This is a genomic window from Dinoroseobacter sp. S124A, from assembly GCF_049801015.1.
Classification (GTDB): domain Bacteria; phylum Pseudomonadota; class Alphaproteobacteria; order Rhodobacterales; family Rhodobacteraceae; genus Dinoroseobacter.
Window position 1 is genome coordinate 181776 of record NZ_JBNAGD010000001.1, and the last position, 23859, is coordinate 205634.

Sequence of the window (23859 nt, forward strand, 5' to 3'; positions counted from 1 at the left end):
ACATGGCCACCCTCGTTCTCGGTGCCGCTGGCGCCGCCATTGGCGGTTCGATAGGCGGTGCAATCCTCGGCGTCAGCGCCGCCACAATCGGTGGCTTCATCGGCTCCACCATTGGCTCGGTTGTCGACAGTTGGATCATCTCGTCTCTGGCGCCGACCCAGCGGATCGAAGGCGCGCGGATGGACAATCTGCGCATCACATCGGCGACCGAAGGGGCGGTGATCCCGCGCCTCTATGGCCGCATGCGGATCGGCGGCAATATCATCTGGGCGACGGATTTCCGCGAGGAGACCAAGACCACCACGCAGGGCGGCGGCAAGGGTGGCGGGGGTGGCGGTAAGGCCAAAACTACCGAATACTTCTACTATGCCAGCTTCGCGGTCGCACTGTGCGAGGGGCCGATCACCGGCATTGGCCGTATCTGGGCCGACGGGAAGCTACTGGACACCGCCGGGATCACCCGGCGCTGGTATCCCGGCGACGAAAGCCAGACTGCCGATCCGCTTATGTCCGCGAAGATGGGCGTGGCCAACACGCCAGCATATCGCGGCACGGCCTATGTCGTTTTCGAGGACCTGCCGCTCGGGAATTACGGCAACCGCATCCCGCAGCTGAGTTTCGAGGTGTTCCGCCCGCTGGCTGATCCGGACACGGCGGAAGGGCTGACACAGGCGGTCACCATGATCCCGGCATCAGGTGAGTTCGCCTATGCCACGCAGGGCATCCGGAAGGGCAGTAGCGGGTCGTCCGAGCCCGAGAACCTCAACGCGCTGACCGACACCGCCGACATGGTTGTGGCGCTGGACCGTCTGCAGACCATGGCCCCAAAGGTCGAAAGTGTTTCGCTGGTGGTCGCCTGGTTTGGCGACGATCTGCGCGCTGGAAACTGCGATGTGCGGCCGGGCGTTGAGGTCACCGCGAAATCGACCACGCCGTCGACATGGTCCGTGAATGGCATCAGCCGGGCCAACGCCTTTCTGGTCAGCCGCGATGATCAGGACCGGCCTGTCTATGGCGGCACGCCCGCAGACTTCGCTGTCGTGCAGGCAATCCAGGAGATGAAGGCGCGCGGTCTACGCGTCACTTTCTATCCGTTTATCCTGATGGACGTGCCGCCGGACAACCTGTTGCCGAACCCATATTCGGACAATGCCGCCGAGACCGGACAACCCGCGTTCCCCTGGAGGGGGCGGATCACCTGTTCCCCGGCAGCTGGCTACGCGGGGACCGTAGACAAGACCGCCACGGCCGCCAGTCAGGTCGCCGCGCTGTTCGGCGCGGCGACGCCCGCGAGCTAAAGCGTCTTGGGCGAAAGCGTAAGCTGGACCGGACCATCCGGCGACTGGGGCCTGCGGCGCATGGTACTGCACTACGCCCATCTCTGCGCGGCGGCGGGCGGGGTGGATGCCTTTCTGATCGGCACAGAGATGCCGGGGCTGACGACGATCCGATCGGGCGCGGCAACCTATCCGGCGGTGCAGGCCTATCGGGATCTGCTTGCCGATGTGCGCTCGATCCTCGGATCCGGGACGAAGATCAGCTATGTCGCCGACTGGTCGGAATACTTCGGGCACCAGCCGGGCGACGGCAGCGACGACGTGTTCTTTCACCTCGACCCGCTTTGGGCCGATCCCGAGATCGATTTCGTTGGGATCGACAATTACATGCCTCTGTCAGACTGGCGCGATGGGTTCGAGCATGCGGACGCGGCCGAGGGCTGGCCCGCGATCTACGACCGCGCCTATTTGCAGGAGAACATCGCGGGCGGCGAAGGCTTCGATTGGTTCTATGCCAGCACGGCGGATCGCTCGGCGCAGGTGCGCACCCCGATCACGGACGGCGCGGCGGCCAAGCCATGGGTCTTCCGCTACAAGGATCTGCGCGCCTGGTGGTCGAACCCCCACTACAACCGCCCGGGCGGAGTGGAGAGCGGGACGCCAACGGCCTGGGCGCCGCAGTCCAAGCCGGTCTGGTTCACCGAACTCGGCTGCCCGGCCATCGACCGTGGCACGAACCAGCCGAACGTGTTCTTCGACCCGAAGTCGTCCGAGAGTTTCACGCCGCATTTCTCGCGGGGCCGGCGCGATGACGCGATTCAGCGCGCCTATCTGGAGGCGACGTACCTCTGGTGGGGCGAGGCAGCGAACAACCCTGTGTCCTCGGTCTACGGCGGCCGGATGGTGCATGTGCCCGAATGCGCCGCCTGGACCTGGGACGCGCGGCCGTACCCTTTCTTCCCGGCGCTCACCGATGTCTGGACGGATGGCGCGAATTGGCGCCTCGGACATTGGCTGACCGGGCGGCTCGGCGCGGTGTCGCTGGCGGCACTCGTCCGGCACCTCTGCCTGCGCGCCGGGTTTCCCGAGGAACGGATCGGCGTCACCGGCCTCTGGGGCGCAGTCGAGGGTTACGCCATCGGCGCGCTGGAGAGCCCGCGCGCGTCCATCACCACGCTGTCGCGCCATTTCGGCTTCGATGCTGTCGAGACCGAGGGGGTGATCCGGTTTGTCATGCGGGGGCGCGCCGCAGTCGCAAACGCAACACATGACGATCTGGTGGCTGCCCGCGAAGGCGATGTGCTGGAATTGACACGCGCGCAGGAAACCGAACTGCCACAGGCGCTGAAGTGGCAGGTGGCCCGTGCAGACGAGGATTACGACGCCGCCCTTGTTGAGGCGAGCCGCATCACCGTGGACACGTCCCGGATCGCCTCAGAGAGTTTTCCCATGGCAGTGCCGCCAGAGGAGGCCGAGCGCCGCTGCCGCCGCGCGTTGATGGAAGCCTGGACCGGGCGGGAGACGGCAGCGTTTCGCTTGCCGCCTTCGCGGCTGGCGCTGGATCCGGCCGATGTCGTCACGCTGGCACATGACGGGCGGCACATCCCGTTGCGGCTGGTCTCCATCGCGGATGCCGAGGCACGCGGCATCGAAGCCGTCCGCCAGGATCGCGAGGCCCACGACCTGCCGCCCGGATCGCCACGACAGTCGTCACTTTCAGGAGCCGTGGTGTTCGGCGCACCCGAGGCAGTGTTTCTGGACCTGCCGCAACTGACCGAGGATCAGGCGGCCCATCGCCCGTTTGCCGTAGCTCATGCCGTTCCCTGGCCGGGCGAGATGGCAGTGTTCCGCAGCCCATCGACGGACGGGTTTGAACTGCTGACGACATTTGGTGGCCGGGCCCGGATCGGGGCGCTGGTCTCAGATTTCTATGCGGGGCCGACGTCGCGCTTTGATCTCGGCAACGTCCTCGCGGTCGATCTGCTCTCGGGCACGTTGGAGAGTATCACCGACCTGACGCTCTTCGGCGGTGCCAATGCGCTCGCCATCGAGAGCGCGCCCGGGGTCTGGGAGCTCGTGCAGGCGGGCGTGGCCGAATTGCTGGCGCCGGGCCGCTATCGTCTGACGCGCCTCCTGCGCGGCCAGCGCGGCACCGAGAACGCGATGGGCAATCCGGCTCCGGCAGGCGCCCGGGTCGTGGCGCTCGACGACAGCCTCGCCTCGCTGCCCATCGCCGAGGCCGATCTCGGGCTCCCCTGGAACTGGCGCATCGGCCCCGCGAGCCGCCCGGTGAGCGACGAGATCTATGTCGCGCAGGCCTTCACGCCTTCGGGTGTCGGGCTGCGGCCGTTCTCCGTCGCCCATGTCGAGCAGCCGTGGCGCAGGCCGCGCGCTTCCGGGGACCTGACCATCCGCTGGACGCGCCGGTCGCGCGCGCTCCCGGCCGACAGCTGGGGCGGGTTGGATGTGCCGCTGACCGAAGAGTTGGAGGCCTACGAGGTCGAGATCCTCGATGGCGTTGCCGTGAAACGGGTGCTGAGCGCGACCACAACCAGTGCGAATTATGCGGCCGCCCAGCAAATAGCAGATTGGGGTGCGCCGCTCGGGCCAGGCGACACGCTCGATATCCGCCTCTTCCAGCTCTCCGCCCTCGTGGGGCGGGGCGCGCCCAAGACCGTCACGCTGATACTCTGAGGCCATCCCATGTCCGACGCCACGACCCATCTCCTGCTGCCCTACATCCTCGCGGCGCAGGCCCAGAAGCACGTCACCCACAACGAGGCGCTGCGGCTGCTCGACGGGCTAGTCCATCTCTCAGTCCTCGACCGGGATCTGACGGCGCCGCTTGGCAGCCCGGCCGATGGCGACCGCTACATCGTCGCCTCGGGCGCGACGGGCGACTGGGTGGGCTGGGACCTGAACGTGGCGCTGTTCACGGATGGGGCCTGGCTGCGCCTGCCGCCACGAACAGGCTGGCGGGCATGGGTCGAGGACGAGGGGCTGCTGCTCGTCTACGACGGCGCGAGCTGGGTCGGGACCACGCCTACGGCGCTACAGAACATGGCACTGCTCGGGCTCGGCACGACGGCGGACACGTCGAACCCGTTCTCGGCCAAGCTGAATGCCGCGCTCTGGACGGCGAAGACCGTAGCCGAGGGGGGCACCGGCGATCTGTTCTACACCATGAACAAGGAGGCCGCAGGCGACGATCTCGGGCTGACAATGCAGACCGGTTTCGTGACCAAGGCGCTGGTGGGGCTGTTCGGCTCCGACCGCTTCCGCCTCGCGGTCTCGGCCGACGGCAGCACCTTCTTCGACGGGCTGAGCGTCGACAACGCCACCGGCATCGTCGATCAGCCGCAACTGCCGCGCTTCAAGGCGTACACGAACTACGACAACTATGTCGGCGTCGGGACCTGGACGAAGATCGGCCTCAACAACACCGACTATAACGATCAGAGTGCCTTTGATGCCGGGACCAACCTGTTCACAGCGCCCGTGGACGGCACCTACCTGTTCGGCGCGACGCTGCTCTACAAGGTCAATTCCAGCACCTCAGCCCGGATGCGCGGTCGTCTCGTGCTGAACGGCGCGACCGAAATCCGAGGCTCTTACGGGGAGATTAGTGGCGCGCATGTCTCGGAAGCCACGGTCCTCTGGCTGCAGACGATGGTGCTGCTGACCGCTGGCGATACGGTTGAGCTCCAGGGGTATTTCCGCGCGCAGGATGGGTATTTCGCGGCCGATCACACGTCCCTTTGGGGCTGCAAGATCGGCTGAGCATCGGGAGGACTGACCCATAACACCACCCCGATCCGATCAGGGCTTCGTCCGCATGCCCGACGCCGAGTTCGAGGCCATGCTGGCTCGCGCCGCAGAGGAAGGCGCAAAACGCGCATTGGCCGATGTCGGCCTCGATGGTGAAGAGGCAGCGCTCGATATCCGCGACCTGCGATCATTGCTCGACTGCGTCCGCCTGGTGCGCCGCACCGCGATGCAGACCGCCGTCCGCATGATCACCACCGGCGTAATGCTAGCGCTGCTCGCGGGCATCGCGATCAAGCTCAAAATCTTCGGCGGCGGTCCATAGCTGCTCACGATCCCAAACCGTTAGCCCAACTGACCCGCCCAAGTGGCGGGTCTTTCTGTTTCTGGAGAACACCATGATGACGACGTTTTACCACCATTGGCGAGATGTACCGCAAAGTGCCTGGCGCTGGCCGAATTTCAGCCCCGCCGAGATCGCCTGTCGCGGAACGGGTAAGTTGCTCGTCAATGAGCCGGCGCTGGACAAGCTGCAGGCGCTGCGCGACCGGCTGGGCAAGCCGCTGATCGTACGCTCTGCCTATCGCAGCCCCGAGCACAACCGCGCCGTTGGCGGCGCGGCGCGCTCGAAGCATATGGATGGCGCGGCCTTCGACATCGCCATGTCGAACCACGATCCGTTGGCGTTCGAAGCGGCGGCGCGGGAGGTCGGGCTCCTCGGGTTCGGTTTCTATCCGCGCTCGGGGTTCATGCACATCGACCTCGGCCCAGCCCGCCAGTGGGGCGATCGGTTCCCGATCCGGTCGACGGCCTTCGTCGAGGACACGCCGCCCGCGCGCGAAGTTCTGGCTGCAAGCCGCACCATGAAAGGCGGTGGGGCCGCATGTGTCGCAACTCTGGGCGCAGCCGGCGTGGAGGTGGTTCAGCAGATGCTTGCTGAGACGCAGACCGCCATCCTTCCGCTCGTCCCGTATCTCGACACGCTCCGTTGGGTGTTCATCGCTGTCGCGCTCGGGGGGATTGCGGTCACAATCTACGCGCGGCTCGACGATTGGAAACGGGGTCGGCGGTGATCGGCGGGCTTGTCGCCACGCTCGTCGGATCGTCATGGGCAAGCACAGCGCTCCGCTACGGCGTCACCGCCCTCGCGATCCTTCTGTTCCTGCTGGCCCTGCGCCGTTCTGGCGAGCGCGTCGGTCGCTTGGCCGAGCAGCTCGAGACCTTGGAGAAAACCAATGAGGTTCAGCGAAGGATGCTGGAGGCGGCGGCTCGCCGTCCTCGTAATCGCGACGAGCTTGTTGACCGGTTGCGCGACGGCGGGTTTTGAATCTGGCGGCGTGGCAGCATGTCCGCCGGTCGTGGAATACAGCAGGGAGTTCCAGGAGCGGGCAGGCGAGGAACTGTCTTTGCTACCGGAAAGTTCGCCGATCGCAGAGATGTTGAGCGACTACGCTGTGATGCGGGCGCAAGCTGCCGTCTGTAAGGGCGTTCCCAAATAGCGCCGGCGTCGCTCGCGTACATCTCTTGAAAGAGACTCCTCGCACCAATGCGCGCGCTCGACCAAACGCGTGACATACGCCTTCACTGGCAGCGGCAGGTTTCCTGCTAGCGACAGTAGCCTCCACATGCTACCTCTGAGCGCATAGGGCCAAAACCCTAGCGGAGTGAATCCTATAGGGGAACGAACGTGCCATATGATCTATTGAGTGACGAACGTCTCCAAATGCCACGGTCATCAATTCTGTCCTGATTTCCAATGCTTGATGCCTTTAACGAACCACTTTGCAATGTGCTTGCGATCTGTTCCCAAACTGACCAAGGCGTCTTCTGGGGAGTAACTGCAAGCGTGTTGGCTGGTATCCTACTCAGCATTCTCGTTTTAACACGAAAACTAATCTGGCGCCTTATTGTCACGATTTCTCGCGGCGTAACCCGGTTGTTAAAAACTGTAAGCGGCCTTCTCCGCGGAAATCTCACGATAAAAGAAAGCCATAAATCAAATAGCCATGACAAATTTCCTGCTGTTGAGAGCATTCATTGGCACCCTCAGTTCTCAAGGATTGTTAGGTCCGTCTTGGAGCGCACGTCTGCGATCGTATCTGGACCCTCCGGGTCAGGACGAACGGAGCTTGGGATCGCTGCGTTAAAGGATATCGGCTATCCTGAGAACTCAGAACCATCTGAATGCAGCTTCATCCTAATCGATTGTGCGGCCAAGCAATCCGCAGAGGCGGTGCTCGACAGCATTTTGGAAGCCAACAACGTCTCGGTCTCCACGCAAGAAGGTGTTGACCGGAAACTGGAGCGCATTGCGGTCTTATCGCAATCTCGCTACTGCTCAACTCTATTAGGTAATTTAGATTATCTGCTCGCCTCTGACCAGAATATCATTCTGGCGCTTCCGGGTCGAACGTCTACTAAGTTTCGGTTTGTTTTCACATCGCAACCATCCGTTAGATTCGATGCGCCCGATATTGCGCGTATTTCGCTCCATCCTCTCGAGCGTAGCCAGATCGAACTTATTTGCCAGGCCTCGTCAAGCCAATCAATTCGAGCTTTGAGCGCCTCAGACTTAGACCAAGTGATTGAGGCAACTAAGGGTGCTTTCGTCCCAATAACTGCCGCTGTCCGAAATAGTGAATCTCGAGAGGCTCTATTCCTACTCTTAAGCGAGACAGGCGACGAAGCTGGCATAGTACGCACAGCAATCCTCAAGCCTATCTCGCACATGAACGACAGTAGACGACGCGCACTTGTTTTTGTAGCGCGCTATGGAGGAAAAGCATCCTGGAAACTTCTGTCGCATGTCTTCAATCTTGAGGATCAGGATGTTAAGGAGATCAAGCAGCAACTGGCTCTCACTCCATCAGTGTTCTTTCGAGGCGATGCCGATGCAGGCACTATCGAATTTTCGGGATATGCCGCCGATAACATTTCAGGGGAATACAACAGAAAGTATAGCTATGGGCGATCCGCAGCTATAGCAAATCTGGTTCAGTTTTTTTCAAGCTTCGACGAGATAAAGGGGCTGCATACGCAATACTCAGAGTTTTATGCAGATAGGTCAATCCTGAAGCCCATTTTTGACGACATTTCAGAATCGATCGAAGCTTCACTTCTATTTGATTTATACCAATCATTTTGTGAGCTTCTCTACAACCGTGGGTACTTTGAACAGCGGATTCTGCTTGGGCTTGAGGTGGGAAGATCCCTCGAGAAGAAGGGGAGTCCAGAATTAGCATCTTGGGTTATTTGCTCGGCAGGATCCGTTGCCACGGTGCTTGGGCAAACTGAAATTGCCAGGACCCATATAGATCGGGCGAAGCAGTTGGCGTTGCGTTCATCAAGCACGAACGATGTTTTGCGCGCAGAGAGGGCGCTTGGTTCAACCTTCTACCGCGACGGAAAGAGCAAATTTTTTGAGGCGAACAGATCCGTTGACTTCGTGCTTCAACATCCTGATGTGAAGCACGATCTCACAAACCTGATTGATGCGATCTACCTCAAGATATGCATCCGGCTTCGTGAAGTAACGATGCCACTGACAGAGAGTGACTCACTCTCTGTCAGTGATCTGGTCGATCAAATGAAAAGTGCTTGCGAGCAGGCAGGTTGGCAGCGCGGGCGCGCCTATGCCTCACTTGAAGAAGCAAGGCTATCTGCAGCTTTGGGAAATTTGGATGATGCGCAGAGGATGGCAGATGAGGCGCTCTCGATCGGTGAAGACTATGAAGACGCAAGGCATGTTGCACGCTGCCAAATGTTTGTTGGTCAAGTGGCGTTAGCGAAATCACGGAGGCTGCTTGGAAAGGGGTTTTCTACAGGGCTTGCCAAGATTCGCACAGCCGGTTCAGAGTTCTCGCGGCTTAAAATGGACAATGAATTAGAAGAGGCGAGAGCGCTACTGGCGGCGGGCTCGGCAGTCCGAGTGGGACAAAGATTGCCTTTCCAGCTTTGGCTATCCATTTATCCAATCGGCGGTGATTAAACTGCTGCGGCGCAAATATAAGAGAGGAATCGGTGATGTCGGCTGAAATTGTAAAATCTGCAACAGGCAACCTAAATGTGGTAATCCGCGAGAGCGAGGGAGCGCTTGGTACATTGCTGTGCCTTCACGGCGGCCCCCAAGGCGATCTTCGAGGAAACGAGAATATCTTTGATGAGATAAGTAAATATGCTGTGCAAGACGGCTTCTGGGTATGTCAGTTTGATTTTTTTGGCTCGGGTAGCAGTGACGGCTCACAACGAGATTTTGATCTCGAGACCATGCGGCAAGACTATTCTGCGATGCTGGACTTTGTGCGGCAAAGGTGTCCAAACCCACTAATAGTTGTTGGAGAGAGCATGGGCGCTACAGTTGCTGCGTTGGATTGGTCTCAGCAAGCTGAACGGCACGTATTTCTTTGGCCTGCCTTTGATCTAACCGACACTGATTTGAAGCCATTTCTTTCTGGAGAGCACTACGACATCGCCCAAAAGAACGGCTACGTTGATGTTGATGGAATGGAGATGGGAGGCGCGTTTCTGAGGCAGATAAACGAATGTGACTTTTCTACTTTTTTTAGTCTACCTGCACATGACTGTCTTCTTATCCATGGGAAGGCTGATTCTGCAGTTCCCTTTCAGCAGTCGGTGCGTGGCGCGATCGAAGCTCGTGGGCCGGTCGAACTTCACCTGCACCCCGATGGCGACCACGGGCTGCAATCTTCGAGCGAGCGCCAATACACGCACCAAATCGTCCGCAGATGGTTGAGTTCCTAACCTCAAGGCCATCCGTTACGCTCTTAAGCAACCTCCCCAGCAGCCTAGAAGATAGGCAGCTGGAAGAAGCATCGTTGCGCTTCAAGATCGCTTCTTTCTCGCATGCCACTAGTGGCGCACACTGGAACAAAAGGAACCTTGAAAGGCGACTTCGCCACTTCAACGACCGGTTGGCAATCATGATCTGCGAGCTCCGCGGAACACAGATTCGAATTGGCCGGTGCGAGTTTATGGAAGTCTCAGAATTTCTCGAGCACGTCTCCAATTCCAAAGCGCGCTTCATTATCCTTTTTTGGAGGTCGGGGAAGCCAGGCATTTCAAATTTGAAATTGCCCAAGAATGTCTTGCTATCGTCATACGTTCTCGCTGATGGGGTAATCATCTATGCAATGCTGGCAGAGCTTATATCGCTAAGCTGGGGGACCCTAAGTCTCAGGGAAAATCCGGTCCGATTAGGCGCCATTGTTGACATCGCGGAGCGGCTCCTGGATCTCGGCGTCGAAGCATCGGATATCAAACTTGAGAAGATTGTTGGTGAGCGACCGAGTGAAGTAGCTTGGACGGAGCGAGCTATCTTCAGTGATCGCGTAGACTTTGAAAAATTTATTCATGGGAGCAGAGCTGAGCAGAAGTCTGATACCTTGACGAGAATGTTGGATGCTGAAGCGACGAATATTTCGTACCATAGCTCATCAAATCACAGAAGGACGCGCGTTCAAGCGCTTTTCTGGTTGATGGAAGTTGGTGAAGAATTCGAGCCTGGAATCCTTCGGTCGACTTCTACTTTTCGTTTTCTTTCAAATGGCGAAGACTTGATTGTTGAGGCCGCTCGGAAAACCGTTCGTCCAAGGACGTCGCCAGATAGGAAACGCCTCAGGGAGTTCGTGGACGCCTTTGTCGACGTACCTTCTGGCGAATACTCAATTGGAGAAAACTCAATTGAAAAATTGAGTGAGCCGCCGGCTAGTCCTAGGCTTGTAAGTGTGCCGTCCTTTCGGATCTTAAATAGACCTGTAACCTACAGTGACTGGTTACTCTTCTGTGAGGCTGCTCCGTCGTGGTCGCGTATTAATGATGACCTCTTGTTGCCGGTTGTTAGTATGAACATTGCCGAAGCAATGCTATTTGCAGAGTACGTGACACAAACCCTTACGGAAGAAAGCCTCCTGCCGTGCGGGTCTTCTGTCGAGATTCCACCGGAAGAATTTTGGGAAATCGCGGCGCGGGGACATGAGAGTCGGCAGTATCCGTGGGGAAACGAATTCGACCAGGCTCTCTGTAACGCGGATCAAGTTCTTGGAAGGACAAGCAGAGCATTCGCGTGCTCGCCGGGTGGTGACAGCATCTTCGGTTGCTCCGATATGGCGGGTAACGTTCGTGAGTGGACCAGTTCAAAGGTGCCGCCCTCTTCGTCTTGGGGGGATGAAGTGATCGGGGAAAAGATTGATTTGGCTCATGTTTCCGCCAGCGATAGGTACGTTGTCCGTGGTGGAAGTTACTCGTACGACAGAGAGTGTGTTCGATCTTGGGTTCGCAACACCCAAGTAGCTGCGCGGCCGGGGTACGATCCGCAGACTGGGTTTAGGTTGGTGATCTGCCGGTGATAACAGTATAGATTGGAGAAGGTTCGACGGGGGTCCCATTCCCTCCGCCATTTTCCCTCGCATCCCAAGGTTCTGTGGCCGGGCTTGGTCCTGTTTGTCAGAGGGGGCGTCGCTTGCGCGTTCTGACGCGCTTCTCGGCGCGGAGCGGCGGCCAGATCCCCCCGTTAATGCGCGGAGAGTCGCTTGCGCCGGCATTTGAACGAGCATTCGCTGGCTTTTCAAACCCTGCCCAGTTGAGCTGGCCGTTTCACAAACCCAGGTTCTGCTTGGTTGCGACGGGGCTTCACCCAGCGGGGGGCGCGCCATGAGCTGCTTCAGCGCGCAAAACCTCTGGTGACAGCGCTGCGGTCTCTGCCTAGCCTGGCCCCATGTCAAACGGCCCCTGGACAGATGGCGAGAATGACCTGATCGTTGCGGATTACTTCGCGATGCTGGCCGAGGATATCGCGGGGCGCCCTTATAACAAGGCCGCGCATCGTCGTGCGCTTTTGCCGAGGCTCAATGACCGCTCGGAGGGATCGGTCGAATTCAAGCACCAGAACATCAGTGCGGTTCTGAAAGGGCTCGGCGAGGACTGGATTCCCGGATACAAGCCCGCGTTCAATTTCCAGATGACGCTGGTCGACGCCGTCGCGCGGTGGCTGGCGGCGCACCCGGTCTGGCTCAGTCGCACGCGGAACGGGGCGGTGGCAGGAGGGATGCAGGAGGCTGCGACTCTCTGGGTCGGGCCTGCGCCCACGGTGTCGAACCGCCCGCCGCCGCAGGAGCTGGAGCAGATGCTGCAGATTGCGCGCAAGTTCGACGTGGCCGCGCGCGACGACAGGAACCGCGCACTTGGCGAGGCGGGCGAGGCGCGCGTTCTGGCCCATGAGCAGAGCACTCTGCGATCCGCAGGGCGCGAGGATCTCGCCCGCAAGGTGCGTTGGGTGTCCAAAGAAGATGGCGATGGCGCGGGCTATGATATCGCAAGCTTCGCGCCGGATGGGCGATCTCGCCTGATCGAGGTGAAAACTACCAACGGCTGGGAGCGGACCCCGTTTCACCTGTCGCGCAACGAGTTGGCGGTCGCCGAAAAACGTCGTCGGGAGTGGTGCCTGTTCAGAGTATGGAACTTCGCGCGTGCCCCGAAGGCTTTCGAGCTCCATCCGCCTCTGGAGGCCCATGTGTCCCTCACGGCGACGTCCTTTCAGGCGCGGTTCCACTGAGGTCCGGCCTGCGCGGAGCCCCGTGATCCGGTCACTCAAGCGGTCTTTCTGTGTCTTTCGGCGCGCGGCGCGTCTCTCTGGCCAAGCCCCAGGGGGGCGCTGGCCAAGTGTGGTCGGACCCTTGCGGCGGATCAGGCGACGAAGTGCCTGACCACGGGGCCTCCCTCCCGTTGATCGAACCGTGTGACGCGGGCCTGCAGGTCGGCATCGGTTTGGGTCACACGCTCATGTTGCGCCAGATGCTCCGCCCAACTCGGCAGGTGAAAGCTCTCGATCCAGAGGCCGGGCTCCTCGACGCTTTGGTGGAGGTGCCAGCGCGTTGCGCCATCGCGGTATCGCTCCTTCGAGAACGCCCGGATCGCGGCGGTGAACGCGTCCCGGTCCTGCTCGGCGATCCTGTATTCAACGGTCACCAGGGCGGGGCGGTCCCGGGCTTCGGGATCTGCAAGGGCAGGGGCTTCGGGCCAAAGCGCGGCGGCGGACAGATCCAGCGCCTCGCCCTGTCCAACCTCGAAACGCCGCGTCACCAGCAGACCAAGGATCAGTCCGAGGGCTGCAATCCCAAGCGCAACGGGAACGGAGGTGAGGCTTGCCACCTGCCCCCAGAGGACCGAGCCGAGGGCCATTGCGCCGAAAAATGCCATCAGAAAGACCGCGAGACCCCGCGCACGGACCCAATCGGGCAGGGCCATCTGGGCAGAGACATTGAACGAGGTCAGAACCGCGATCCAGCTCAGCCCCCCCAGAAACGCGGCCAGCATCAGCGCCTCAGGCGTTGTCGCCGCGGCCAGTGTCAGCAGTGCGAGCGCCGTGCCAATGGTTCCGCCCATCACGGTCCGGTCAGAGGTGAACCGGCCCTGCAGCCGGGGAAGCACCAGCGCGCCGGTGACCGCGCCGGCCCCGATCAGGGCCATCAGGCTGCCATAAAGGGCGGACCCGCCGCCCTCGGCCTGCCGGGCGATGAGCGGGAGAAGGGACCAATAGGCCGACGCGAAGAGGAAGAAGGCCAGGGCCCGGATCAGGGTCGCCAGCATCGCCGGGTTGTGGCGCACATGGCGCAGGCCCGTGGCCATCTCGGCGGGGATCGAGCCGCCTGTCCTGCGCGGGGTCGGCGCCTCAGGTCGCCACAGGATGAGCGCTAGAATGATCACCAGATGGCTCAGCGCGTTCAGGGCAAAGGGCGCGGCAAGGCCAATCGCTGCGATCAGCACCCCGGCCAAAGCAGGTCCGATCGCGCGGCTGATATTGATCCCCATGGAGTTCAGCGCGATCGCGGGTTTGAGCGTGTCGCGCGGCACAAGCTGCGGCACGACCGCCTGCCAGGCCGGGGCCATGAAGGCCGCCCCGGTGCCAATCGCAAGGGTGAAGAGGATCAGCAGAAGCGGCGTCATCGCCTCTTGCCAGACCAGCAGCGTCAGAAGGCTGATCACCACCGTCATTGCCACATTGATCAGGATCAGCATCCGTCTTTTGTCGAGCCGGTCCGCCAGCGTGCCCGCGAAGAGCGCAAAGAGGAAGACAGGCAGGGTCGTTGCCGCCTGCACCAGCGTGACGACCGAGGGGCTGGAATTGAGCGTCGTCATCAACCAGCCCGCGCCCACATCATGCATCCAGGTGCCGATGTTCGAGATCAGCGTCGCGGTCCAGAGCAGGGCGAAGGCCCGGTGCCTGAACGGGGTGAAGGCGCCGGGCGTCTCAGGCGATGACATCGGCAGTGTCCTCCCTGTGGCGCGCGACATAGGCCTTGAAGAACGGGCATAGCGGGACGATTTTCTGACCGGCGGCGCGCGCATCCGCGATCACCGCCCGGGCCAGGGCCTTGGCAACGCCCCGCCCGCGCATCGTGTCTGGAACCGCCGTGTGATCGACCACGATCAGGGTCGCGGAGGCTTTCGACAGGGTGAGTTCGCCCGCGCCCTCCAGACCGTCGATGGTCGCAAGGTACCGCGCCTTGCTGTCTGTATCGCTGCGGGTGATGTGCAGGTCGCTCATGGATGTGTCTCTCTTCGAAGGGGGAAGGGGGGGGGCTAGGTGTCAGGATTACTCAGGGCTGACCGGATGGCCGGACCGCCCAAATTGGCTCAGACCGCAAAGCAGGAGCATCCTAGCGCCCCCCAGAAGGCGCCCTTGTCCCACACAGGGATCGGCGAGGCCCACGCGATGCCATGCTGGTGCCCGTGCAATCCGCAGCCCGAGGCGCAGCCGTCATGGCAGGCGCGCATGCTGAGCTGGGCCGGTGCCAGAGGGACATCGCGCTCTGCCGGGCTCGCGAAGAGGGCGTTGGCGGACCAGTCGGGGCTCGCGGGCGGAAGCGGCGGGTTGTGCTCTGCAAACTCGCCCTCGGCAAAGACGATCCGCCCTCCGACAACCGTCATCACGGAGGTGATCGACCGGATCCGGTCATCGGGGACCTGCATCAGATCTGCGGATAGAACCGCAAGATCGGCATACATCCCGGCCCGCAAGCTGCCCTTGACGTCTTGCTCGCCGGAAAACCACGCGGAGCCCGTGGTCCAGATGGCCAGCGCCTCTTCCCGGGTCAGCAGGTTCTCGTCGCCGTAAAGGGTCAGCCCCCCGACGGTCTTGCCCGTGGTGAGCCAGTGCATGGCCACCCAGGGATCATAACTGGCCACCCGGGTGGCATCGGTGCCCCCGCCGACCGGCAAACCGGCATCGAGCATCTCGCGCATCGGCGGCGTGGCGCGCGCCGCCTGCGCCCCGTAGCGATCCACGAAGTACTCCCCCTGAAAGGCCATGCGGTGCTGCGTGGCGATCCCGCCGCCCAGCGCCTTGATGCGCGCGATGTTGCGCGGCGAGATCGTTTCGGCATGGTCGATGATGAAGCGGGTCTTGAAAGGCTGGTTCTGGTTCACGCGCTCGAACACGGTCAGGAACCGGTCGATGGTCTCATCATAGGTGGCATGGATCCGAAACGGCCATTCATGCGTCGCCAGAAGCTCGACGATCCTTTCAAGCTCCGCCTCCATGACCGGTGCCGGATCCGGGCGCGGCTCCAGAAAGTTCTCGAAATCGGCTGCCGACCAGGCAAGGTTTTCCCCGGCACCGTTCATCCGCAGCCAGTGATCGCCTGCGCCGGGCTCGGTCATGGCGACCCATTTTTCATAATCCGTCAGCTCCTGCCCGGGGGTTTGTGCAAAGAGGTTATAGGCAATGCGCAGGGTGAGCTGCCCCTCGTCATGGAGCTTTTGCACCACGTCGTAATCATCTGGATAGTTCTGTCCGCCGCCCCCGGCATCGATCACCGACGTGACCCCGAGCCGGTTCAGCTCGCGCATGAAATGGCGGGTGGAGTTGATCTGGTCTTCCAGCGGGAGTTTCGGCCCCTGGGCCAACATCGCATAGAGGATCAGGGCCGAGGGCCGCGCGATCAGCATCCCCGTGGGATGGCCGTTTGCGTCCCGCGCGATCTCGCCGCCGGGCGGGTTGGGGGTGTCCTTGTCGATCCCCAGCGCCCTGAGCGCGGCCCGGTTCAGCAAAGCACGCGCGTAAAGATGCAGGATGAAGACCGGTGTCTCCGGGGCGGCTGCGTTGATCTCGTCCAGGGTCGGCATCCGCCGCTCGGCGAACTGAAACTCGGACCAGCCGCCGACCACGCGAACCCATTGCGGCGCGGGCGTGTTGTCCGCCTGCTTGCGCAGCATGGCCAGCGCATCGGCGACCGAGGGCACGTTTTCCCAGCGCAGCTCCATGTTATAGCTCAGCCCGCCGCGGATCAGGTGGGTGTGGCTATCGTTCAGGCCGGGAATGACCCGTTTGCCGCCAAGATCGATCACCGTTGTCCCATCCGCGGCCAGTTTCATGATGTCGGCATCCCGCCCGACGGCGGCGATCCGGCCATCCCGGATCGCGATCGCGGTGGCGTCGGGCGTTTCGGGATCGAGCGTCGTCAGACGCCCGTTATGCAAGATGAGATCGGTCAAGGCTGGCCTCCAGTTCGGGTCGGGATCGGAGCGGCGGGGCCCTGCACCCCGCCGCGCACAGGGCGCTAGGTCGCGGGAACGGGCGCGAGGGTTTCCCCGGCATGCGTGCCGCGCCGGGGCGCCTTGTGAACCATGGTGTAGGCGTAATCGACGCCCATCCCGTAGGCGCCGGAATGCTCCTGAACCAGGCCGATCACAGCATCATAGCTGTCCTTGCGGGCCCAATCCCGTTGCCACTCCAGAAGAACCTGCTGCCATGTGACGGGGATCACCCCTGCCTGCAACATCCGGTCCATGGCGTAGTTATGGGCATCGACCGAGGTGCCGCCGGATGCGTCTGCGACCATGTAGATCTCGTAATCTGTGTCGTTCATGCAGCTCAGGGCGAAGGTGAGGTTGCACACTTCGGTCCACAGGCCGGACACGACGATCTTCTTGCGCCCATCCCGCGCGCCCGCAGCCAGCGCATCGCGCACCTTCTGGTCATCCCAGGAATTCATCGAGCTGCGTTCCAGCAGCGGCGCGTCGGGCTGCACCTCCAGAAGTTCGGGATAGGTATGACCGGAAAAGCTCTCGGTTTCGACGGTCGTGATCACGGTGGGAATGTCAAAGATCCTGCCGGCCTTCGCGAGCGCCACCGTGTTGTTCTTGAGGGTCTGGCGGTCGATGGATTGCACGCCGAATGCCATCTGCGGCTGGTGGTCGATAAAGATCAGCTGACTGTTCTGCGGTGTCAGCACTTCGAGGATCGACATGGGGTTTTCCTTTCTCTGTCGGGGAAGGGCATGCGCGCCCGGCTGATCTGCGAGGCGCGTGGGCTCGGGCTCAGCTGTCCTGTTGCTCGCGGTTCGGGCGGGTATCGCTGGTCTCGCCGACCGCGAAGGACTTCAGGTGCAGGGCCTCGGCGGCGGGTTGCGCATGGCCTTTCAGCCATTGCACGCCGGCCTCGCCCGCCAGCATCCCAAGAAGCCCGAGCAGCGCGATGATGGGCGGGGCGGGCGAGCGCACCGCGAGCAGGCCATAGAGCCCGCCCACCGCCACGCCGACAGCGAGGGACAACAGGTACGGGGTCCAGCTCATGCCGCGGCCTCCCGGGCGCGGCCCGAGAACAGGGCGGCGAGGGCCAGAACCTCTTCGCGCCGCAACTCATGCCCACCCTCGTGGATCGAGGTTGCCACATGGGCGCCCTGGGCCTCTGCCCAGCGGATCAGTTCCTCGCTCAGGGGCCAGGGGCAAATGGGGTCATTCCGCCCCGCTGTGATGAGGATCCTGCGCCCGTCAAGCCCCTCGGACGGGCCCGGCGCCCATGGGATCAGCGGATGCAGAAGCCCGATCCGGTCGATCAGGTCGGGCCGCGCCATCATCACCGAGGCCAGGATATTGGCCCCGTTCGAATAGCCAAAGGCGAAGACCGGGCTTTCCGGGAACCGGGATTTCCAGCCTTCCACATAGGCGATCATCTTCGCCGTGGCGCGCCGCAGGTCCGCCATGTCATAGACCCCTTCGCCGCTGCGCCGAAAGAACCGGGCGGCCCCCCGCTCGGAGACATCACCGCGCGGCGAGATCACGCCGCCCTCGGGCACGAGGTCCTGCGCGAGGGCGAAGAACTGGTGCTCGTCCCCGCCGGTGCCGTGCAGGGCGAGCACCAGAGGCGCACCCTGCGCAGGTGGTTTGGTCAACGCGGTATAGGAGGTGTCGGTCATGGGCATGTCTCCTCAGGCGATCTCGGGCAGGGTCCGCTCGATCTGCGCGCGGTAGGGCTGGTAGCGGTCCGGCAGCTTCAACGCCTGACCGAGATGGGCGGTGTCCTCGTCGCGATCAAAGCCGGGCTCGTTGGTGGCGATCTCGAACAGGATCCCGCCCGGTGTCCGGAAATAGATCGCCCAGAAGTAATCCCGGTCGATCACGGGCGTGACCTGATAGCCGGTGTCCATCAGGGCCTTGCGCATGTCGAGCTGCGCGGCGCGATCCTCGACGGCGAAGGCGATGTGATGGACCGATCCGGCGCCTTGGGTCGCGTGCCGGGCGTCGGGCAATTCTTCGAGATCAATCGTTCTCGCGGCGTTGCCCCCGTCGATCCGGTAGCGGGTCACGGAACCCTCAGTGGCCTCTTTCTGGTATCCCATGAAAGACAGAAGCTCGCCGGTCGCAGCCGTGTCCCGCAGGCGGAACCGCGCGCCGTGAAAACCCAGCACGCCGGTCTCTGCCGACAGGGCCCCGCCCGTCCACGGAGTCCGGCCATCGGGATCCGCCTCGACGAGGGCGAAACTGTCCCCGTCGGGCCCGTCAAAGGTCAGGCGGGCCTCACCCAGAAATGTGCTGTCCGTCAGGCCGGTGACGCCCTGCGCCGCCAGATGCGGTTTCCAGAAGGACAGCGCCCCTTTCGGAACGGCGAATTCAGTGACGCCGACCTCGCCCGCCCCCCTTTGGCCACGGGGCATGGGGCCGAAGGGAAAATAGGTCATGACCGAGCCCGGCGTGCCGACCTCGTCGCCGTAATACAGGTGATAGACCTCCGGCGCGTCGAAATTCACGGTTTTCTTGACGCGCCGCAGCCCGAGCGTCTGGGTGAAGAACGCGTTGTTCTGCTGGGCATCCGCAGCCATCGACGTGACGTGATGCAGCCCCTTGATCAGTTTTTCCATGGTCCGCCTCAAAGCTTGTGACATCAGTTGAGACAGAGGTAGACGCTGGATTGAGAAAAACTATATCAATGAAAATTCAGAAACTATACTGATTTGGATCACTAATAACGATGCAACAGGACCTCAAACCCATTCGGGTGTTTCTCGAGGTGGCGCGCCTTCAGGGATTTGCCGCCGCCGCGAAATCCCTTGGGATGACGGCGGCCTCGGCCACCCGGATCGTCGCCAGGCTGGAGGAGGAGTTTGGCCAACAGCTCCTTCTGCGCACGACCCGGCAGGTGTCGCTGACCTCCACCGGGGCGCTGGTCGCGGCGCGCTACAAGCCCATTCTCGAGGCCTTCGATCAGGTGAAACGCGACCTTGATCGCGAGATGCAGCCCCATCGCGGTCGGCTCTCGATCAATGCGCCGATGGCCTTTGGTCTGCGGCTCATGCCCGGGCTGATCGACAGTTTCAAACTGGCCTATCCGAATATCGATCTGAATATCCGGCTCACGGACCGGCTCGTGGATATCGTGGCGGAGGTCAGCGATCTGTCGATCCGGGTGTCCGAGCCCCCGACGGACAAGTCCACGATCTGGCGCAAGCTGTGCGAGATCCCGATGCGCGCCGTGGCGGCACCCTCCCTGTTTGACCGCTACCCCCGACCGCAGACGCCGGAGGATCTGGATCCGAAGATCTGCCTGTCCTATGGCGACACACCGGACCGAGAGGTCTGGCGGTTCGAGAAAGCGGGCGCCAAGCGGCTGGTGACCGCCGGGCAGTCGCTGCATTCCAACAATGGTGATCTGTTGTACCGGGTGGCGCGCAAAGGGCTCGGGATCGCCGTCCTGCCGGAATTTCACGTGGCCGAGGGTGTCGCGCGCGGGGAGGTTGATGTCATCCTCCCGGACTGGGATCTGCCCTCCTTGTGGCTCTCGCTCTACTACCCGCCCTATGAAGCGCTCCCGCCGCTCGTGGCGACCTTCACGGAGTTCTTTGAGGCTTATCTGGCGGATGAAACGGGGTTCGCGTTCGACAGCTAGTCTGGCCGGGCGTCCCCCGCGCGTGGGTCCTGCGATGGTGCGGGGGCATCTGCGTCTGCGAACTTTCCGGCGAGCTGTGCCAGCGTGGCGCGGGCCAGCGCCTTGTTTGGTTTGTAGAACACCCAGTTCTTGATGGATTTTGCGGTGACGAGCCCCGCGGCTTCGAGGATTTTCATGTGGGAGGTGACCGTCGGCTGCGACAACCCGATCTTCTGGGTGATGAAGCCGACGCACACGCCGTCCTCGACGAGGTCTCCGTCCCGCTGCTCGGGAAAATGAGCGCGCGGGGACGAGATCCATTCCATGATCAAGAGCCGCTTCTCGTTCGAGAGCGCCTTGAGGATTTGAAGGTCAGTGGACATCCGGCCCTATCCGTCGGGAGCCGCTATATTGACACATGTAAATATAGATTGCACGGTCCCCGCGACGGGCCCGGGCAAGGACATGGTGGATGCATATCGGACTGATCGGTGGAATAGGCCCGGCTGCGACGGTCCTGTATTACCAGCGCCTCGTGGCGGCGTTCGGCGCTGCGCAGCTGCCGCTTTCATTGACCATATCCCATGCCAGTATCGAGGATCTCGCGGCACATGCCAAAGCCGATGATCGCGCCGGGCAGGCCAGGGTCTTTGCCCGCCATCTCGCAGCGCTCGAAGGGGCGGGGTGTGACATCGCCCTGATCACGGCGCTGACTGGTCATTTCTGCTTTGACGAGACCCAGGCCCTCGCCGGGATCGCCATGCTTGACGGGGTGGAAGTGATCGACCGGTTTTGCGCGGCACAGGGCATTCGGGTTCTGGGGCTGCTGGGGAGTCCGCCCGTGATGTCGACACATCTCTTTGACCGGTTGAATCGGGTGCAGACGGTGGTTCCCGACACCGGATTGGACGGGATCGGCGCGACCTATATGGCGCTGGCCCGCTCCGGGACCTGCAGGGATGACCAGCGGCAGATGTTTCTGGAGACGGCCACGCGCATGGTCGAGGTGCAGGGCGCAGAGGCGATCCTGCTCGCGGGCACCGATCTGGGGTTGGCCTTTGACGGGCACAGCCTGCCTTTCCCGGTGATCGATGCCGTGGAGGTCCATATTCAATCCTTGCTGCAGGAAGCCATCGACCGTGGTGCTGGCGGAGACGCTGGGACCTGACACAAGCCAGTCGCGCGGTGTGCTGGGGGGCTCGGCCCGGTCTTTGCGTGACGCGATGATCTTGGCCTTGCGGCCCGCGCGAACCCGCGGCGCGGCGGCGGCATCGGCGCGCCGGACACAGGACTTCGGCCCCGCATCCGCGCATGGATCTCGCAACGGCGCAGCGCGCCACGCCCCCATGACCGGGTCATCGCCCCATCGCCCCACAAGCCGCCTCCGATCGACGAGATGCGGCGTGGGGACGGCACGAATGTCCACGTTCGACAGGGGTCGGTTTTCCGTTATAACTCCCGCCATGATCCGCTTGCTGGCAATTCTGAGCATGGTTTGCGTCGTCGGCGCCTCAGTCGCGCTTGGTCTTCCGGGCCCCTGGGCCAAGGCCGAGCAACGCGCTGCAGAGGATGCCGAGCGGCTGTCGGCCCTTCTGGTCAGCCCCGATAAAGTCAGCTGGCGTCTGATGGAGGATATCCCGCTTGTCCGCACGATGCTCTGGGATGCGGAGGGCGCGCGCCGCTATCCGCCGCCGGACGGCATGGCCCCTTTGCCCTATGAATTCTCGGATGATGCGGAACGATGGCTGAACGCCTTCATGGCCGAGGTCGACACGGCGGCCTGGGCACCCTTCGACGTCTCGGGCAATGAGCTTGTCTATTGCAGGGCCATGCCTGCGGCCTGCGTGATCTACGAACGCGTGGCCCTGGAAGAGGCGTTGGAGCTGCGCCCCGGGTCTCTGGCCTCGGCGGGGTCCGCGCGGGGCGCGGCGCTCTTGCTGGGGGCGGCGGGTCTCCTGCTGGCCTGTGCCAGTCTCTGGTTGCGACGCCGGGCGAGTTCTCCGCCCGTGGGGTTCAGCCTGATCCGGGACCGACATATGGCTATCCGCGATATGCTCGAGGTGTCGCTGACCCCGCGCGATCTGAAACTGCTGACCCTTCTCGAGGAACGCGGTGGCGCGGTGGTGACCAAGGACGAGCTTTATGATGCCGGGTGGGGGCGGGATTACATGCCGAACTCCCGGGCGCTGGACCAGCATATCGTCAATCTGCGACGCAAGCTCGACCCGGACAAGTCGCGCCCCGTGCTGATCGAGACGGTCCATGGGGTCGGCTACCGGCTCGTCACCTGATCCGGTTTTTGCAGATTTTTTGCAACTCGCTTGCGGAAATCTCACACATCCGGGACCCCGATACGCTCCGCTGAGCCCTGCCAGACCAGATGGAGGGCCCCATGACACCGACCGCAACACCCCTTGTCCTTGCGCTTTGCCTCGCCTCGCTCGCCTCAGGGGCAGCGGCGGAGGTCCCGGTCACCGCCGAGGATGACCACGGCATCCTGAACCCGGATGACACCGGCAAGGACATGATCGTGCGCAAGTTGGAGATGGGGGTCGTCGACAGCGTCACCTGCTCGCTGGGGATCAATGTGACGAAGAAGGACGACCCGGTCCTGTCGCGCAAGCTGATCCGGAAATGCGCCGATGCGGGGATCACCAAGGCGATGACCTGGATGAGCCATCTGGAAAACAACGGGCTCGGCGGACCCTATAATCCCGACGCCTCTGCCGAGTGGGACCGCAAGGCTGCCGAAGCGGGCGATCCGATCGGCAAGTTCAACCACGGGCTCAACCTGATGCGCGGCCATGGCACAACCCAGGACGAGGCGCTGGGCCGGGCCTTCATCGATGAGGCTGCCCGGGACGGGCTGCAGGTCGCCAAGCGGTTGCAGGGGGCGGATTACGATCTCGATGAGGTCACTCCGGACGCGGATAACTGGAAATACGCACCGCTCTTCTGAGCGCGCGGCCCCGCGGCGCGCCCTGCGGGATGCCGCCCGTGCCGGGGCAACGGGACCTGATCCGAACACGCACCAACACCACGATCCAAAGGGAGGACAAGATGAGATCACTGACACGCCGGGACGGTCTGGCAGCCATCGGGACCGCGGTATCCGCCGTGGTTCTCGGGGCGAATGCCAGCGAGGCCGCCACCAAAGTCGCCGCGGCTTTTGACGATCGCAACGTCACATGGAACACCCTCGAGGGGATCGACCATCTCTGGTATCACGTGCTGAACGTGGATCGGGACCAGAAGGTCGTGGACCTGCTGCTGAAATTCGCGGCCAATGAGAAGGTCGTGCTGCACAAGCACCACGCGGATTACAGCACCTTCATCATCCAGGGCGAGCTGCGCCTCTATGACGCCGAAGGCACCCTGACAGAGATCCGTCCCACCGCGAGCTTTGTCCAGAAGCCCGGTGGCGGCGCCCCGCATACGGAAGGGGGCGGTGCGGAGGAATGCATTGCGTGGTTCAGCAACAAGGGCACCGATGGGGTGATCTACGAGATCCTGGGGCCCAACGGGGAAACCCTCGGCACCCTTGGCCTTCCAGAGTTTGAAGCCCTGATGCAAGCCCAGGACGAGCCGGTGCAACCGATCATTCCCGGCTAAATCCCCGCAGGCTGCGGCTGGCATTTGGGTGTGTCAGCCTTGGCT

The 23859-nt window shown here is 62.5% G+C and carries 21 protein-coding genes and 1 pseudogene; 14 read left to right on the top strand and 8 right to left on the bottom strand.

From position 1 onward, the window contains the following. Nucleotides 1–2: 2 nt before the first annotated feature. The 9 genes and pseudogenes from ACP15I_RS00940 (at nucleotide 3) to ACP15I_RS00980 (ending at nucleotide 12612) form a co-directional block, all read left to right on the top strand. Nucleotides 3–3971: pseudogene (locus ACP15I_RS00940) on the top strand (baseplate multidomain protein megatron). Nucleotides 3972–3980: 9 nt separating this feature from the next. Next, on the top strand, nucleotides 3981–5057 hold the full coding sequence (locus tag ACP15I_RS00945; RefSeq protein WP_424973506.1) for a DUF2793 domain-containing protein: 1077 nt from the start codon (nucleotides 3981–3983) through the stop codon (nucleotides 5055–5057). A 55-nt stretch (nucleotides 5058–5112) separates the two neighbouring features. Then, nucleotides 5113–5367, top strand: coding sequence for a DUF6127 family protein (locus ACP15I_RS00950; RefSeq protein ID WP_424973507.1), 255 nt, complete (start codon nucleotides 5113–5115; stop codon nucleotides 5365–5367). 73 nt (nucleotides 5368–5440) lie between these two features. Then, complete coding sequence (locus tag ACP15I_RS00955; protein ID WP_424973508.1) at nucleotides 5441–6115, top strand: YcbK family protein; 675 nt, start codon at nucleotides 5441–5443, stop codon at nucleotides 6113–6115. Beyond that, nucleotides 6112–6369 carry a hypothetical protein gene (locus ACP15I_RS00960; protein ID WP_424973509.1) on the top strand — a complete coding sequence of 86 codons (258 nt, stop codon included), beginning with the start codon at nucleotides 6112–6114 and terminating at the stop codon, nucleotides 6367–6369. The genes ACP15I_RS00955 and ACP15I_RS00960 overlap by 4 nt, the downstream gene beginning before the upstream one ends. A 429-nt stretch (nucleotides 6370–6798) precedes the next feature. Further along, nucleotides 6799–9030: a hypothetical protein gene (locus ACP15I_RS00965; protein WP_424973510.1), complete on the top strand. Its 2232-nt coding sequence runs from the start codon at nucleotides 6799–6801 to the stop codon at nucleotides 9028–9030. A 35-nt stretch (nucleotides 9031–9065) separates the two neighbouring features. Beyond that, complete coding sequence (locus ACP15I_RS00970; protein ID WP_424973511.1) at nucleotides 9066–9803, top strand: alpha/beta hydrolase family protein; 738 nt, start codon at nucleotides 9066–9068, stop codon at nucleotides 9801–9803. Then, entirely contained in the window at nucleotides 9788–11407 is a 1620-nt protein-coding gene (locus ACP15I_RS00975; protein ID WP_424973512.1) for a formylglycine-generating enzyme family protein, read from the top strand. The genes ACP15I_RS00970 and ACP15I_RS00975 overlap by 16 nt, the downstream gene beginning before the upstream one ends. 368 nt (nucleotides 11408–11775) lie before the next feature. After that, entirely contained in the window at nucleotides 11776–12612 is an 837-nt protein-coding gene (locus ACP15I_RS00980) for a DUF3883 domain-containing protein (RefSeq protein WP_424973513.1), read from the top strand. A gap of 131 nt (nucleotides 12613–12743) precedes the next feature. Here the strand turns inward: ACP15I_RS00980 and ACP15I_RS00985 are convergent, their stop codons facing one another. The 7 genes from ACP15I_RS00985 to ACP15I_RS01015 all read right to left on the bottom strand — a co-directional run bounded on the left by ACP15I_RS00985 (nucleotide 12744) and on the right by ACP15I_RS01015 (nucleotide 19198). Then, on the bottom strand, nucleotides 12744–14321 hold the full coding sequence (locus tag ACP15I_RS00985) for an MFS transporter (RefSeq protein WP_424973514.1): 1578 nt from the start codon (nucleotides 14319–14321) through the stop codon (nucleotides 12744–12746). Continuing rightward, nucleotides 14308–14604 (bottom strand): GNAT family N-acetyltransferase, encoded by a 297-nt coding sequence (locus tag ACP15I_RS00990; RefSeq protein ID WP_424973515.1) that lies wholly within the window; start codon nucleotides 14602–14604, stop codon nucleotides 14308–14310. Before ACP15I_RS00990 ends, ACP15I_RS00985 begins: the two co-directional genes overlap by 14 nt. An 89-nt stretch (nucleotides 14605–14693) precedes the next feature. Further along, on the bottom strand, nucleotides 14694–16553 hold the full coding sequence (locus ACP15I_RS00995) for an amidohydrolase (protein ID WP_424973516.1): 1860 nt from the start codon (nucleotides 16551–16553) through the stop codon (nucleotides 14694–14696). A gap of 65 nt (nucleotides 16554–16618) precedes the next feature. Further along, nucleotides 16619–17308, bottom strand: coding sequence for a hydrolase (locus ACP15I_RS01000; RefSeq protein WP_424973518.1), 690 nt, complete (start codon nucleotides 17306–17308; stop codon nucleotides 16619–16621). Between the two features lie 70 nt (nucleotides 17309–17378). Next, nucleotides 17379–17633 (bottom strand): DUF1427 family protein, encoded by a 255-nt coding sequence (locus ACP15I_RS01005; RefSeq protein ID WP_424973519.1) that lies wholly within the window; start codon nucleotides 17631–17633, stop codon nucleotides 17379–17381. Continuing rightward, nucleotides 17630–18256 carry an alpha/beta hydrolase gene (locus ACP15I_RS01010; RefSeq protein WP_424973520.1) on the bottom strand — a complete coding sequence of 209 codons (627 nt, stop codon included), beginning with the start codon at nucleotides 18254–18256 and terminating at the stop codon, nucleotides 17630–17632. Before ACP15I_RS01010 ends, ACP15I_RS01005 begins: the two co-directional genes overlap by 4 nt. A gap of 12 nt (nucleotides 18257–18268) precedes the next feature. Then, on the bottom strand, nucleotides 18269–19198 hold the full coding sequence (locus ACP15I_RS01015) for a ring-cleaving dioxygenase (protein WP_424973521.1): 930 nt from the start codon (nucleotides 19196–19198) through the stop codon (nucleotides 18269–18271). Between the two features lie 110 nt (nucleotides 19199–19308). Here ACP15I_RS01015 and ACP15I_RS01020 point away from each other — a divergent pair, with 110 nt between their 5' ends. Then, nucleotides 19309–20223, top strand: coding sequence for a LysR family transcriptional regulator (locus ACP15I_RS01020; protein WP_424973522.1), 915 nt, complete (start codon nucleotides 19309–19311; stop codon nucleotides 20221–20223). Here the strand turns inward: ACP15I_RS01020 and ACP15I_RS01025 are convergent. Then, nucleotides 20220–20585, bottom strand: coding sequence for an ArsR/SmtB family transcription factor (locus tag ACP15I_RS01025; RefSeq protein ID WP_424973523.1), 366 nt, complete (start codon nucleotides 20583–20585; stop codon nucleotides 20220–20222). The two genes, ACP15I_RS01020 and ACP15I_RS01025, sit on opposite strands and share 4 nt — an antisense overlap. 89 nt (nucleotides 20586–20674) lie before the next feature. Here ACP15I_RS01025 and ACP15I_RS01030 point away from each other — a divergent pair, with 89 nt between their 5' ends. The 4 genes from ACP15I_RS01030 (at nucleotide 20675) to ACP15I_RS01045 (ending at nucleotide 23814) form a co-directional block, all read left to right on the top strand. Beyond that, nucleotides 20675–21370: an aspartate/glutamate racemase family protein gene (locus ACP15I_RS01030; RefSeq protein WP_424973524.1), complete on the top strand. Its 696-nt coding sequence runs from the start codon at nucleotides 20675–20677 to the stop codon at nucleotides 21368–21370. Between the two features lie 295 nt (nucleotides 21371–21665). Further along, nucleotides 21666–22493, top strand: coding sequence for a winged helix-turn-helix domain-containing protein (locus ACP15I_RS01035; RefSeq protein ID WP_424973525.1), 828 nt, complete (start codon nucleotides 21666–21668; stop codon nucleotides 22491–22493). Between the two features lie 101 nt (nucleotides 22494–22594). Next, nucleotides 22595–23161, top strand: a complete 567-nt coding sequence (locus ACP15I_RS01040; RefSeq protein ID WP_424973526.1) for a tetratricopeptide repeat protein — start codon at nucleotides 22595–22597, stop codon at nucleotides 23159–23161. A 101-nt stretch (nucleotides 23162–23262) separates the two neighbouring features. After that, the gene (locus tag ACP15I_RS01045; RefSeq protein WP_424973528.1) at nucleotides 23263–23814 is read left to right on the top strand and encodes a hypothetical protein; all 552 of its coding nucleotides are present in this window, start codon (nucleotides 23263–23265) and stop codon (nucleotides 23812–23814) included. The last annotated feature ends 45 nt before the right edge of the window (nucleotides 23815–23859 follow it).

Coding starts and splice junctions, on each gene's coding strand:
- ACP15I_RS00945 (WP_424973506.1), top strand. CDS start 3,981: ATGTCCGACGCCACGACCCATCTCCTGCTGCCCTACATCCTCGCGGCG.
- ACP15I_RS00950 (WP_424973507.1), top strand. CDS start 5,113: ATGCCCGACGCCGAGTTCGAGGCCATGCTGGCTCGCGCCGCAGAGGAA.
- ACP15I_RS00955 (WP_424973508.1), top strand. CDS start 5,441: ATGATGACGACGTTTTACCACCATTGGCGAGATGTACCGCAAAGTGCC.
- ACP15I_RS00965 (WP_424973510.1), top strand. CDS start 6,799: ATGCTTGATGCCTTTAACGAACCACTTTGCAATGTGCTTGCGATCTGT.
- ACP15I_RS00970 (WP_424973511.1), top strand. CDS start 9,066: ATGTCGGCTGAAATTGTAAAATCTGCAACAGGCAACCTAAATGTGGTA.
- ACP15I_RS00975 (WP_424973512.1), top strand. CDS start 9,788: ATGGTTGAGTTCCTAACCTCAAGGCCATCCGTTACGCTCTTAAGCAAC.
- ACP15I_RS00980 (WP_424973513.1), top strand. CDS start 11,776: ATGTCAAACGGCCCCTGGACAGATGGCGAGAATGACCTGATCGTTGCG.
- ACP15I_RS00985 (WP_424973514.1), bottom strand. CDS start 14,321: ATGTCATCGCCTGAGACGCCCGGCGCCTTCACCCCGTTCAGGCACCGG.
- ACP15I_RS00990 (WP_424973515.1), bottom strand. CDS start 14,604: ATGAGCGACCTGCACATCACCCGCAGCGATACAGACAGCAAGGCGCGG.
- ACP15I_RS01000 (WP_424973518.1), bottom strand. CDS start 17,308: ATGTCGATCCTCGAAGTGCTGACACCGCAGAACAGTCAGCTGATCTTT.
- ACP15I_RS01005 (WP_424973519.1), bottom strand. CDS start 17,633: ATGAGCTGGACCCCGTACCTGTTGTCCCTCGCTGTCGGCGTGGCGGTG.
- ACP15I_RS01010 (WP_424973520.1), bottom strand. CDS start 18,256: ATGACCGACACCTCCTATACCGCGTTGACCAAACCACCTGCGCAGGGT.
- ACP15I_RS01015 (WP_424973521.1), bottom strand. CDS start 19,198: ATGGAAAAACTGATCAAGGGGCTGCATCACGTCACGTCGATGGCTGCG.
- ACP15I_RS01020 (WP_424973522.1), top strand. CDS start 19,309: ATGCAACAGGACCTCAAACCCATTCGGGTGTTTCTCGAGGTGGCGCGC.
- ACP15I_RS01025 (WP_424973523.1), bottom strand. CDS start 20,585: ATGTCCACTGACCTTCAAATCCTCAAGGCGCTCTCGAACGAGAAGCGG.
- ACP15I_RS01030 (WP_424973524.1), top strand. CDS start 20,675: ATGCATATCGGACTGATCGGTGGAATAGGCCCGGCTGCGACGGTCCTG.
- ACP15I_RS01035 (WP_424973525.1), top strand. CDS start 21,666: ATGATCCGCTTGCTGGCAATTCTGAGCATGGTTTGCGTCGTCGGCGCC.
- ACP15I_RS01040 (WP_424973526.1), top strand. CDS start 22,595: ATGACACCGACCGCAACACCCCTTGTCCTTGCGCTTTGCCTCGCCTCG.
- ACP15I_RS01045 (WP_424973528.1), top strand. CDS start 23,263: ATGAGATCACTGACACGCCGGGACGGTCTGGCAGCCATCGGGACCGCG.